General features: G+C 67.2%; 8 protein-coding genes. 3 read left to right on the top strand and 5 right to left on the bottom strand.

Features of this window, described 5'->3' with window-relative positions:
* The first annotated feature begins 70 nt into the window (after positions 1-70).
* Together VKZ87_RS00140 and VKZ87_RS00135 are read left to right on the top strand one after the other, a co-directional pair.
* On the top strand, positions 71-658 hold the full coding sequence (locus VKZ87_RS00140; RefSeq protein ID WP_324219203.1) for a PAS domain-containing protein: 588 nt from the start codon (positions 71-73) through the stop codon (positions 656-658).
* 6 nt (positions 659-664) lie between these two features.
* Positions 665-1,246 carry a PAS domain-containing protein gene (locus VKZ87_RS00135; RefSeq protein ID WP_324219202.1) on the top strand — a complete coding sequence of 194 codons (582 nt, stop codon included), beginning with the start codon at positions 665-667 and terminating at the stop codon, positions 1,244-1,246.
* Between the two features lie 99 nt (positions 1,247-1,345).
* On the opposite strand, the gene VKZ87_RS00130 is transcribed toward VKZ87_RS00135, so the two are convergent.
* The gene (locus VKZ87_RS00130) at positions 1,346-3,151 is read right to left on the bottom strand and encodes an ABC-F family ATP-binding cassette domain-containing protein (RefSeq protein WP_324219201.1); all 1,806 of its coding nucleotides are present in this window, start codon (positions 3,149-3,151) and stop codon (positions 1,346-1,348) included.
* A gap of 116 nt (positions 3,152-3,267) precedes the next feature.
* On the opposite strand from VKZ87_RS00130, the gene VKZ87_RS00125 reads away from it, so the two are divergent.
* A complete protein-coding gene (locus VKZ87_RS00125) occupies positions 3,268-3,657 on the top strand; it encodes an MAPEG family protein (RefSeq protein WP_324219200.1) in 390 nt (129 codons plus the stop codon).
* A 1-nt stretch (position 3,658) separates the two neighbouring features.
* Here the strand turns inward: VKZ87_RS00125 and VKZ87_RS00120 are convergent, their stop codons facing one another.
* The 4 genes from VKZ87_RS00120 to VKZ87_RS00105 form a co-directional block, all read right to left on the bottom strand.
* Positions 3,659-4,699, bottom strand: a complete 1,041-nt coding sequence (locus tag VKZ87_RS00120; RefSeq protein WP_324219199.1) for an Lpg1974 family pore-forming outer membrane protein — start codon at positions 4,697-4,699, stop codon at positions 3,659-3,661.
* 265 nt (positions 4,700-4,964) lie between these two features.
* Positions 4,965-5,336: a hypothetical protein gene (locus VKZ87_RS00115; protein WP_324219198.1), complete on the bottom strand. Its 372-nt coding sequence runs from the start codon at positions 5,334-5,336 to the stop codon at positions 4,965-4,967.
* Between the two features lie 121 nt (positions 5,337-5,457).
* Complete coding sequence (gene gltB, locus VKZ87_RS00110) at positions 5,458-9,999, bottom strand: glutamate synthase large subunit (protein ID WP_414655606.1); 4,542 nt, start codon at positions 9,997-9,999, stop codon at positions 5,458-5,460.
* 10 nt (positions 10,000-10,009) lie between these two features.
* Positions 10,010-11,554 (bottom strand): NAD(P)-dependent oxidoreductase, encoded by a 1,545-nt coding sequence (locus VKZ87_RS00105; RefSeq protein WP_324219197.1) that lies wholly within the window; start codon positions 11,552-11,554, stop codon positions 10,010-10,012.
* Positions 11,555-11,994 lie beyond the last annotated feature (440 nt).

Genomic DNA, 11,994 nt, shown 5'->3' with positions numbered 1-11,994 from the left:
TGCGATTGCCGCACTTTTTCTGCCGACTATACTCCCCCGCGCTCGCTGACCTGCACCATGGAAGGGGACCGTGGACGATTTCCTCAACCGGCTGCCGGACACGCTGACCGGTCCGGGCCGCCGCTTTTTCCGGCTCTGGAGTGAATGGCGTCGCGGCAGGAAACTGCCCGAGCTGCGTGACGTGGATCTGGCGGCGATGGGCGATCTCGCCCGCAGCCGCATGCTGTTCGACATCCGCAATCGCCATGACATGCGCATCGTCATGGCCGGTGAGACCCTGCGCGAATGGCTCGGCGTCGACCTGACCGGCGCCAACTATCTCGACCTGACCCTGCCGGAATACCGCGAGACCCGCGCCAGGCTGACGCTGGAGCAGGTGCTGCAGCCCTGCGGGGTAATGCTGTATTACTGCCTGCGCTATCCCAACGGCGCCGTGCGACCGATCGAGTTCGTCGGCGCGCCGGTCTGCGCCGACGGCGAGGACGTGCCGGGCTTCATTCTCGCCAGCGGCACCCAGCTCGGGCCGGCGATCAGCGACGGGGCGCCGCCCGATCCGGATTCGTATCGCATCGCTACCGGCATGCGCTTCATCGACCTGGGCTACGGGGTGCCGCCGGCAAATCCCAATATCCCGTTCGAGCAAGCTGCGCTACAATGAACGGAAATGAGCAGCTTCCTCGACCGTCTCCCCGCTCCGCTGTCCGAACGCAGCCGCCAGTTCTTCACCGCCTGGCATAGCTGGCGCAGCGGCGACGAGATCCCCGACCGCACGCATCTGGAATTCGGCCTCGGCGAGCTGAAATCCACCGCGCTGATGCTGGAGGCCCGCGGCCGCGACGACATGCCGCTGGTCTTCGTCGGGCCGATCTTCACCGAACGGCTCGGCATCGACCTCACCGGCGTCAACTATCTCGACATGACGACCAGGGAGAACCGGTCCTGGCGCGCGCATCTGACGCTCGCACAGATCGCCCAGCCCTGCGGCTCGGTGATATATTACTGGCTGCGGGCGGGCGACGGCTCGCTGCTGCCGGTCGAGATCGTCTGTGCGCCGCTGCGCGAAGCCGGCGCAGCGCAGCCGAGCCTGCTGCTGGGCGTCGCCTCGGGTCTCGCCAAGACCGGCGAGAACAGCGTCATCGATCCCGACTCCTACCGGGAAGGCGACGGCATGCGCTTCATCGATCTCGGCTTCGGCGTCCCGCCGCTGATCCCCGGCCAGCGCCAGGATACGCGACTGGTGCAGTGAGGGTACTTTAGCCCGGCCACTCCCTCGTCATGCCTGGCGCGTCAGCGCCGGGCATCCATTCCGGCCATCCGCGTGACTGAACCGCTTGCAGGTGAGGGCCTATCCCTCCAGCTCCTCGCGCAGCATTTCCAGTTCCAGCCACTGGTCTTCCGCCGCCGCGAGTTCGGCTTCGGCGCGGGTGAGGCCCGTCGTCGCCGCCTCGAATTTTGCCGGGTCGCGGGTGAAGAGCTGCGGATCGGCCAACGAGGCCTGGTGCTTCTCGATTAAGGCGCGCAGCTCGTCCATCTTCTTCGGCAGGGTTTCCAGCGCATGCTTCTCCTTGAAGCTGAGCTTGCGCCTGGGCGCCGGTTTCGCTGCCGCCGGCTTTTCTTCCGCCTTTGCGCTTTTCTCGGGCTTTGCCGCCGCCTTCGCCGCCACGCCGGCGCCGCGCTGCGCCACCATGTCGGAATAGCCGCCGGCATAGAGCTGCCACCGGCCCTCGCCTTCCGCCACCAGCACCGCATCGCAGGTGCGGTCCAGGAAGTCGCGGTCATGGCTGACCAGCAGCACGGTGCCGGGATATTCGGCGATCATCTCCTGCAGCAGGTCGAGCGTCTCGAGATCGAGATCGTTGGTCGGCTCGTCCAGTACCAGCACGTTGGAGGGTTTCGCCAGCGCACGGGCCAGCATCAGCCGGCCGCGCTCGCCGCCCGACAGCACGCGCAGGGGCGTGCGCGCCTGCTCCGGGGTGAAGAGAAAATCCTTCATGTAGCTCATCACGTGCCGCGGCTGGCCGTTGATGGTGACCCGGTCGCTGCCGCCGGCCAGCGCTTCCTGCAGGGTCATCTCGGGATCGAGCGCCTCGCGCTTCTGGTCCAGCGCCACCAGCGCGATATTCTCGCCGAGCCGCACATGGCCGGAATCCGGCGCGAGCTGTCCGGTGAGGATGCGCAGCAGAGTCGTCTTGCCGGCGCCGTTCGGGCCGATCAGGCCGAGGCGGTCGCCGCGCTGCAGCTTCAGCGACACGTCCTGCAGCACCACCTGCCCGCCGAACCGCTTCGACACGCCCTTCAGTTCGGCCACCAGCTTCGACGAGGTCTCGGCCTCGCTCACCGTCAGCGTGACATTGCCGGCCACCTTGCGCTGCTCGCGCCTCTGCCTGCGCAGGTCCTGCAGCGCGCGCATGCGGCCCATGTTGCGCTTGCGCCGGCCGGAGACGCCGTGGCGCACCCAGTCGAGTTCGGCGACGATCTTGCGGTCCAGCTTGTGGCGCTCGGTCTCTTCCTGCTCCAGCAGCTGGTCGCGCCAGTCCTCGAAGGCGGCAAACCCCTGGTCCAGCCGCCGCGTGGCGCCGCGATCGAGCCAGATCGTGCTGCGCGTCAGGTTGGAGAGGAAGCGGCGGTCATGGCTGATCAGCACCAGCGCCGAGCGCAGGCCGCGCAGTTCGTTTTCCAGCCATTCGATCGCCGGCAGGTCGAGATGGTTGGTCGGCTCGTCCAGCAGCAGGATGTCGGGCTCGGGCGCCAGCACGCGGGCCAGCGCCGCGCGCCTTGCCTCGCCGCCCGACAGTTTGCGCGGGTCTTCCGAACCCGTCAGGCCGAGGCCCTCAAGCAGCGTGCGCGCGCGATGGGGGTCGTCGCCGGGCGCGAGGCCGCCCAGCACATAGGAGAGCGTGTCGTCGAAACCGGAGAAATCCGGCTCCTGCGGCAGGTAGCGCAGGGTGACGCCCGATTGCAGCACCCGCTCGCCGGCATCGGGCTGCAGCATCCCGGCGGCGACCTTCATCAGGGTCGACTTGCCCGAGCCGTTGCGGCCGACCAGGCAGAGCCGGTCGCCCTCGGCGACGAACAGCTCGGCCCCGTCCAGCAGCGGCTGGCCGCCGAAGGTGAGATGGATGTTGCGCAGGATGAGAAGCGGTGGCGCCATGATGCGCAGGATGTAGCAATGCCGGCCCGGCAATGAAAGGGCCGGTACCGGCGGGCGGCTGGCAAAAAGCGCGGTTCTGCGCGATCATGGCGCAAATCGGAAGAAGGAGCTCCGCCATGTCGATGGACCTGAAGATGCTGATCGCCAGTGCCGTGCTCACCGTGCTGCTGACGCTGCCCTATTCCATCGGCTTCCTGTTCACCCGCGGCCTGTTCGTGATGGCGGGCAACCGCGAGGATTTCCCGCCCGGCAAGGGCTGGATCGGCCGGTCCCACCGGGCCCACCTGAACATGGTGGAGAACATGGTGCCCTTCACCGCGCTGGTTCTGGCAGCCGTCGTCTCGGGCCAGTCCGATGCCTGGACCGCGCTCGGCGCACAGGTCTTCTTCTACAGCCGGGTGGCGCATGCCGTGGTCTACACGCTCGGCATCCCCTGGCTGCGCACCCTGGCCTTCCTCGGCGGCCTCGCCGGCATGGCGATGATCGTTTACGCGCTGGTGAACTGACCTACCAGCGCGCCTTCACCGACATATACGGCCCGGCAAAGGTCATGTCGGTGTCACCGATGAAGGCCGCGCCGACGATCGTGTCCGTGGCGGTGACGAAGTCCTGCAGGCCGAACCAGTGCTGCGCGCGCAGGCCCAGCTCGATGCCGAGTGCCTGCAGGTAGCGGGCCTCCGCGATCAGGTCCCAGCCCAGCGCGATCCGGCCATCCAGCACAGGCACCGCGCGCTGGCCATGCGCCTCGTAGAACAGGTCCGGCGTCAGGCCGTTGTTGTTTGTCTGCGATCCGACCTCGCTGCGGCCGAACAGCAGGCTGCCGCCCAGGGCACCATCGAGATAGAAGCCGCCGCCGAGCGCCAGACGGCCGTCGGCGCCGACGCGCGGACCGAGGCCGCGGAACGTCACCTGGTTCAGGGAGATGGCATCGACATTGTTGGTGATGTCGAGCTCGCGGTTGAGTTCCGCCAGGCGCAGGCCCGCGAAGAGGCCGAAGCCTTCCTCGCGCGGACGGGTCCGCAGGTCGAGATCAACCTGCCAGCTTCTCACCTCCGAGCGTGCCGCGACGGTTTGCCCGCCGACAGCGGCAGGCCCGCCGAAGCCGGCATCGAACAGCGCGATGTCCGTCAGCTGGGTCGAGGCGCTGTCCCGGCCGGTGATATGGCGGCCGCCGAGACTGACGGCGAAGTTGCGGCCTGCCGGCGCGAAGAGCAGCTCACCTTCGATTCCCGCGCGGAAGCCGTGATCGACTTCCGCGGTCTGCGGATCGGCGTTGGCGTCGCCGCCCAGATACCGGAAGCTGTCGGACAGGACCGTCATGTGCAGCGGACGCAGCGCCAGCGAGAATTCCCGCGGCCTCGGCGACTCCGTTGCCGCGACGGCGCCGTCCGGGGCCGCTGCTGCCGGCATTGTGCCAGCGGCCGGCAGCCCGGCTGTGACGCGCGGCGCCGCGGCCGTTACGGTCGCGACGGGAGCAGCAGGGTCGCGCTGGTCCAGCCGCCGCTCCAGCTCCTCGATGCGGCGCTGCTGCGCCTCCACCATGCGCATCAGCTGTTCGATGCGCGGATCGGACGGCGCCGACGACTGGGCGAATGTCGGAACGGCAATCGACAGGACAAGGCCGGCCAGCAGGCCGCACGCGCAAGCATCGGCATTGAATTCCCCCCAACGGAAGCGAGTCCGCTTTTCGCTTACCGTTATCGGGATGCGCCGCGCAAAAGAAAAATGCGCGATCAACGCTTTGCTCAACCGCTGATCGATTCGCGTGATTCGCCGTTCAGTCGGCCTTCACCGCGGGGCGCGCACAGGATGCCTAGAGCCGGCCTTCTTCGCAGCGGGCCTGCGCGATGCTGCCCGAGACGCGCAGCACGCGGCCGGTCTCCACGCTGGCTGTGCAGAGCTGCTGCGCTTTGCCGCCGGCGGGCTGCGCGGTCAGGGTGACCCGGTAGCCCGAGGCGGCGGGATTGTCGGCGCAGAACTTGACGCAGCAGGCATTCTGCCCGGCAGGAATCCGGATTTTCGTCGACGCCTTGCCGGCCCTGATCTCGGCCGTGACCGCCTGACCCTCCAGTCCGTTCACCAGACAGAAGGCCGGCCGCGGCTGCGGCGTCTGCTGCGCCAGCGCGGGCGCGGCGGCTGCCGAGGCAGTGGCAATGCAGAAAAGCAGACGAAGCATGGACGCCATGGAGGGATCCTCAAAGCGGGGGAGGCATCACTGATCTAACACGGCGGCGCCGCATGACCAGAGACGCATGGACGGAAAGCGCCGCCGGCCTGAACCGGCGGCGCTGTCAGAGGCTTCCTGGTCAGGCCCGCAGTTCCGCCACCGCGGCCGGCGCATCCGAAAGCGGATGCTCGAGCCGCGACACCATCTCCTTCGGACAGACCTGCCAGATCCGGCCGCGCACCGCATCCCAGTCGGCGAAGAGGTTCGCGGCATAGACCGACTGAGTCTCGCGGATATGCTCCTCGATCAGGCCCCGCAGCACGCCTTCCCAGTAGGCGGAGGCAAGCCGCTGGTAGACCACGCTCTCGTCGTTGATGGCGATCGGCAGCATGTCGTCGGGATCGTAGACGAAGGCCATGCCGCCGGTCATGCCGGCGGCGAAGTTGTCGCCGACGGAGCCCAGGATCGCGACGCGGCCGCCGGTCATGTATTCGCAGCCGTTCGAGCCGCAGCCTTCCACCACCGCGATGGCGCCGGAATTGCGCACGGCAAAGCGCTCGCCCGCCTGGCCGGCCGCAAACAGCTTGCCGCCGGTGGCGCCGTAGAGCACCGTGTTGCCGACGATGGTGTTCTCGTTGGTACGCGCCATCAGCGGCGAGGCCGGCGAGGGCCGCACCACGATCATGCCGCCGGACAGGCCCTTGCCGACATAGTCGTTGGCGTCGCCGAAGACTTCCAGCTTCAGACCCTGGACGGCGAAGGCGCCGAGCGACTGGCCGGCCGAGCCGGTGAGCCGCACCGTGATGTGGCCGGGCTTGAGGCCGTTCATGCCGAACCTGCGCACCAGATGCGACGACAGCCGCGTTCCGATGGCGCGATGCGTGTTCCGGATGTTGTAGGCCAGCTGCATCTTCTCGCCGTGGCTGAAGACGGGCGCCGCATCCTCCAGCATCTGCGCATCCAGCGTGTCGGGCACCTCGTTGCGGCCCTCGCCCAGCACGCAGTAGCGCGCGTTGTCGCCACTGTCGGCCTGGGCCAGGATCGGGTTGAGGTCGAGGTCGTCGAGATGCGCCCAGCCGCGGCTGACCTGCATCAGCAGATCGGTCCGGCCGATGATCTCGTTCAGCGACTTCGCGCCGAGCGAGGCCAGGATCTCGCGCACCTCCTCGGCGATGAAGCTGAACAGGTTGACCACCTTCTCCGGCGTGCCGGTGAATTTCTGCCGCAGCGCGTCGTTCTGGGTGCAGATGCCGACCGGGCAGGTATTCGAATGGCACTGCCGCACCATGATGCAGCCCATGGCGACCAGCGCGGCGGTGCCGATGCCGAACTCCTCGGCGCCGAGCATGGCGGCGATGACGATATCGCGGCCCGACTTCAGGCCGCCATCGGTGCGCAGCTTCACGCGATGCCGCAGCTTGTTGAGCGTCAGCACCTGGTTGACTTCCGACAGGCCCATTTCCCAGGGCGTGCCGGCATACTTGACGCTGGTCTGCGGCGAGGCGCCGGTGCCGCCGACATGGCCGGAAACGAGGATGACGTCGGCCTTGGCCTTGGCCACGCCGGCCGCGATGGTGCCGATGCCGGCTTCCGAAACCAGCTTCACGCAGACCTGGGCATCGGGGTTGATCTGCTTCAGGTCATAGATCAGCTGCGCCAGATCCTCGATCGAATAGATGTCGTGATGCGGCGGCGGCGAGATCAGCATCACGCCGGGCGTCGCATGGCGGCGTTTGGCGATCAGCTCGGTGACCTTGAAGCCGGGCAGCTGGCCGCCCTCGCCGGGCTTGGCGCCCTGGGCGATCTTGATTTCCAGCTCGCGGCAGTTGTTGAGATACTCCGCCGTCACGCCGAAGCGGCCCGAGGCGACCTGCTTGATCGCCGAATTGGCATTGTCGCCATTCGGGCGCGGCTTGAAGTTCTCCGGCGCCTCGCCGCCTTCGCCGGAATCCGACTTGGCGCCGATGCGGTTCATCGCGATGGTCAGCGTCTCATGCGCCTCCGGGCTCAGCGCGCCGAGCGACATGCCCGGCGTGATGAAGCGCTTGCGGATCTCGGTGACGCTTTCCACCTGCTCAATCGGGATCGGCTGCCCGGCCGGCTTGAGCTCCAGCAGGTCGCGTACCGCGATCGGCGGCAGCTCGCGCAGGCCGGCGGTATATTTCTTGAACAGCGCGTAATTCTCGGTGCCGACCGCCGTCTGCATCATGTGGATCAGGTTGGCTTCCCAGGCATGGGCCTCGCCGCCGCGGCGGTACTTGTAGATGCCGCCCACGGGAAGCGCGGTCACGTCCGATCGGAAGGCGCGCTCATGCAGTTCCAGCACCTTCTTCTGGATGCCGAGCAGGCCGATGCCGGAGATGCGCGAGGGCATGCCGGGGAAGAGGTCGGCCACCAGGGAGCGCGACAGGCCCAAGGCCTCGAAGTTGTAGCCGCCGCGATAGGAGCTGATTACCGAGATGCCCATCTTGGACATCACCTTCAGCAGGCCGCCGTCGACGGCTTCCTTGAAGCGGCTGATCGCCTCTTCCGCGGTCAGCTTGCCGAGCAGGCCGCGGTTGACACGGTCGATCAGGCAGGCTTCGGCCAGATAGGCGTTCACCGTGGTGGCGCCGACACCGATCAGCACGGCGAAGTAATGCACGTCCAGACATTCGCCCGAACGCACGGTCAGCGAGGTGAAGGTGCGCAGGCCCTGGCGCACCAGATGGCTGTGCACCGCGCCGGTGGCGAGAATCATCGGGATCGCCGCACGCTCGGCATTCATCCCCTCGTCGCTCAGCACGATGTGGGCGGCGCCGCCGCGCACCGCGTTCTCGGCCTCGATGCGGATGCGCTTCAGCGCATCGCGCAGCGCGCCGGAATTGTCACCGTCGGCCTCGAAGGTGCAGTCGATCCATGCCGTGGTCTTCTCGGCATATTTCATCACCTTGGCGAAGTCGGCATTCGACAGCACCGGGCTTTCCAGCAGCAGGATGCGGACCTGATGCGCGTCCTCGTCCAGCACGTTGGTCAGGTTGCCCATGCGGGTGCGCAGGCTCATCACCCGCTTCTCGCGCAGGCTGTCGATCGGCGGGTTGGTGACCTGGCTGAACTGCTGGCGGAAGAAATGGTGCAGGCCGCGATACTGCTCCGACAGCACGGCGATCGGCGTGTCGTCGCCCATCGAGCCGATCGCTTCCTTGGCGTCCTCCGCCATCGGATGCAGGATCAGCTCCATGTCCTCCAGCGTCAGGCCGAAGGCCAGCTGGTGGCGGCGCAGCTCGTCGCGGGTATAGGTCCTGGAGGCCGGCGGCGCGTCGTTGATCTTGTCGAGGGTGACGATGTTCTTCACCCACTCGCCATAGGGCTGCTCGGCGGCAAGGCGGTCCTTGATCTCGCGGTCGAGGAACATGCGGCCCTTCTTGAGGTCGACCGCAATCATCTCGCCGGGACCGACACGGCCCTTCTTCACCACCTTGTGCTCGGGCACCGGCACCATGCCGGTTTCGGAGCCGACCACCAGCAGGTTGTCGGTGGTCACGGTGTAGCGCATCGGGCGCAGGCCGTTGCGGTCCATGCCGGCGACCGCCCAGCGCCCGTCGGTGGCGCAGAGCGCCGCCGGGCCGTCCCAGGGCTCCATGATCGCGTTGGTGTAGGCGTAAAGGTCGCGATGCGACTGCGGCATCAGCGGCTTGTTGGAGGCGGATTCCGGAATCAGGATCGTCTTCACCATCGGCGCGGTGCGGCCGGCGCGCACCAGCACCTCGAAGACGGAATCCAGCGCCGCCGAGTCCGACGAACCCGACTGCACGATCGGCTTGATATCGTCGGAGAGATCGCCGAAGGCCTCGGAGGCCATCTTGATCTCGTGGCTCTTCATCCAGTTGACGTTGCCGCGCAGCGTGTTGATCTCGCCATTATGGGCGAGCATGCGGAAGGGCTGCGCCAGCCGCCAGGTCGGGAAAGTGTTGGTCGAATAGCGCTGGTGATAGATCGCGAAGGTCGAGACGAAACGCTCGTCCTTCAGGTCGGGATAGAAGTTGTCGAGCTGCTCGGCGAGGAACATGCCCTTGTAGATCACGCTGCGGCAGCTCAGCGAGCAGATGTAGAACTCGCTGATATGGGCGGCCAGCACCTGCTTCTCGATGCGGCGGCGGATCAGGAAGAGGTCGCGCTCGAAGGCGTTGTCGTCCTTGCCCAGCCGGTTCTCGACCAGCACCTGCTCGATCTCGGGCCGGGTGGCGTTTGCCTTCTCGCCGATGATGGAGGCATCCACCGGCACCTGGCGCCAGCCATAGATGCCGTAGCCGAAATCGAGGATCGCGGTCTCGACGATGGTGCGGCAGGTCTCCTGCGCGGCGAGATCGGTCTTGGGCAGGAAGACCATGCCGAGGCCGAGCTTGCCCTCGCCCGGCTCGAAGCCGGTGCGGCGCACATGCTCGCGGAAGAAATCCTGCGGGATCTGCACATGGATGCCGGCGCCGTCGCCGGTCATGCCGTCGGCATCCACCGCGCCGCGATGCCACAGGGCCTTCAGCGCCATGATGCCGGCCGCCACCACGCGGCGATGCGGCTGGCCGTCCAGCGAGGCGATCAGGCCGACGCCGCAGGCATCGCGCTCGTCCTCGGGGCGGTACATGCCGGTTTCGGACAGGCGCCGGCTCTCGTCCCGCCACTGCTCGACATAGGACTTGCTCATGATGGGCTCCTTACTCGGCCGCCTGGGCAGCCGGCTGCGTCCTGGCCTGCGCCTGGATGTACTGGTGGATCGCCTCGGCGCAGTCGCGGCCGTCGCGGATCGCCCAGACCACCAGGCTGGCGCCGCGCACGATGTCGCCGGCGGCGAACACGCCGGGCAGGTTGGTCATCTTGCTGCGCGCCGAGATCTTCACGGTACCCCAGCGCGTCACTTCCAGGGTCGGCGCCTTGAACTGCGCCGGCAGGTCTTCCGGATCGAAGCCCAGCGCCTTGATCACCAGGTCGGCCGGCTGGTCGAATTCGGCGCCTTCGATCTCCACCGGCGTCTGGCGGCCGGAGGCATCCATCGGGCCGAGCTTCATGCGGGCGGTATGCACGGCGCTCACCGTCTCGCCGCCGCGGAAGCTGACATCCTGCACCCGCGCGGCGTTCGGATTCTCCCGCGCGATCTTGTCGAAGCCGGCTTCGGCGCTGGCATTGAAGTCGCCGCCGCGGAAGCTCTTCGGCAGCGCCAGCCAGACGAACTCGACGCCCTCTTCCTCGGCGTTCTTCACCTCGCGCAGCGAGCCCGGCATGTTCGCCTTGTCGCGGCGATAGAGGCAGTGGACGCTGGCGGCGCCCTGGCGGATCGCCGTGCGCACGCAGTCCATCGCGGTGTCGCCGCCGCCGATCACGACGACGCGCTTGCCCTTCGCGTTCAGGCTGCCGTCCTCGTAGCCGGGCACGGCATCGCCCAGACCGTTGCGGTTCGACGCCGTCAGATAGGTCATCGCCGGCACGATGTTGCCGAGCCCCGAGCCCGGCGCCTGGATGTCGCGCGCCTTGTAGACGCCGGTGGCGATCAGCACGGCATCGTGCTTCTGGCGCAGGTCCTCCAGGGTGGCGTCGCGGCCGACCTCGAAATTGAGATGGAACTGCACGCCGGCCTCGATCAGCAGCTTCGTGCGGCGTTCGACGACATGCTTTTCCAGCTTGAAGTTCGGGATGCCGTAGATCATCAGCCCGCCGGCGCGGTCGTAGCGGTCGTAGACATGCACCTGGTAGCCGAGGCGGCGCAGGCGGTCGGCAGCCGCCAGACCCGCCGGCCCGGCGCCGATGATGCCGACGCTCTGCGGCCGCTCGCCGTTCACCGGATGCGGCGCCTTCACCCAGCCGTTCCGGTAGGCGGTTTCGGTGATGTATTTCTCGATGGCGCCGATGGTGACGGTGCCGTGGCCCGACTGCTCGATGACGCAGTTGCCTTCGCAGAGGCGGTCCTGCGGGCAGATGCGGCCGCAGATCTCCGGATAGGTGTTGGTCGCCTGGCTCAGCTCATAGGCCTCTTCCAGCCGGCCTTCCGCGGTCATGCGCAGCCAGTCGGGGATGTTGTTGTGCAGCGGGCAATGCACCTGGCAGAAGGGCACGCCGCATTGCGAGCAGCGCGAGGCCTGCTCGGCCGCCTTCTCGGCGGCGAATTCCCGGTAGATCTCGTCGAAATCCTGGCGGCGTTCTCCCGCCGAGCGCTTGTCCGGCATGGACCGCGACGTTGCGACGAATTTCAGCATCTTCTCGGCCATGGGACGCTCCGGCTCGATCCCGCGTGCTGCGGCTGGTCAGGGGCGAGTTTTTTATGTCCGGAAACGGCGCGGCGCAAGCAAATTTTGTACGATAGGGCAGCTTTGATGACCTTTTTTTGACGAAAGGCGAGTCCTGCCCTCCTGCAGGTGCGGCCAAGCCGATCTGCGAGTCACAATTAGGTCCGAAATGGTACTTTTATCTCTTGCGTCATCTGGTTGCGGCCGATTCAGGACACACAACCGATGCAAGTAGCTGAACCGCCAGTGTTTTCAGCTGCAACCATTGCCCGCATCACGGATACGCATTGCAATGCCCGCGCGTGAATATAAGCTGCATCCCGCTACCCGCAGGTAGCGCGGGCCCGGCTCATTCGGGGGAAGCATGTTCGACAATCGCCTGTCGGCGCTCTCGCTGCGCGTCCTCGCCATGATGGCGGCGC

It is taken from the genome of Ferrovibrio sp. (assembly GCF_035304305.1).
In the GTDB taxonomy this organism is placed as follows: domain Bacteria; phylum Pseudomonadota; class Alphaproteobacteria; order Ferrovibrionales; family Ferrovibrionaceae; genus Ferrovibrio.
Note: the sequence above shows the minus strand (reverse complement) of the source record. Positions and strands in the feature narration are given on the sequence as shown.

Excerpts from the sequence above, each read along its gene's own strand:
- VKZ87_RS00135 (WP_324219202.1), top strand. The coding sequence starts at position 665 with ATGAGCAGCTTCCTCGACCGTCTCCCCGCTCCGCTGTCCGAACGCAGC.
- VKZ87_RS00130 (WP_324219201.1), bottom strand. The coding sequence starts at position 3,151 with ATGGCGCCACCGCTTCTCATCCTGCGCAACATCCATCTCACCTTCGGC.
- VKZ87_RS00125 (WP_324219200.1), top strand. The coding sequence starts at position 3,268 with ATGTCGATGGACCTGAAGATGCTGATCGCCAGTGCCGTGCTCACCGTG.
- VKZ87_RS00120 (WP_324219199.1), bottom strand. The coding sequence starts at position 4,699 with ATGCGCATGGTGGAGGCGCAGCAGCGCCGCATCGAGGAGCTGGAGCGG.
- VKZ87_RS00115 (WP_324219198.1), bottom strand. The coding sequence starts at position 5,336 with ATGGCGTCCATGCTTCGTCTGCTTTTCTGCATTGCCACTGCCTCGGCA.
- gltB (WP_414655606.1), bottom strand. The coding sequence starts at position 9,999 with ATGAGCAAGTCCTATGTCGAGCAGTGGCGGGACGAGAGCCGGCGCCTG.
- VKZ87_RS00105 (WP_324219197.1), bottom strand. The coding sequence starts at position 11,554 with ATGGCCGAGAAGATGCTGAAATTCGTCGCAACGTCGCGGTCCATGCCG.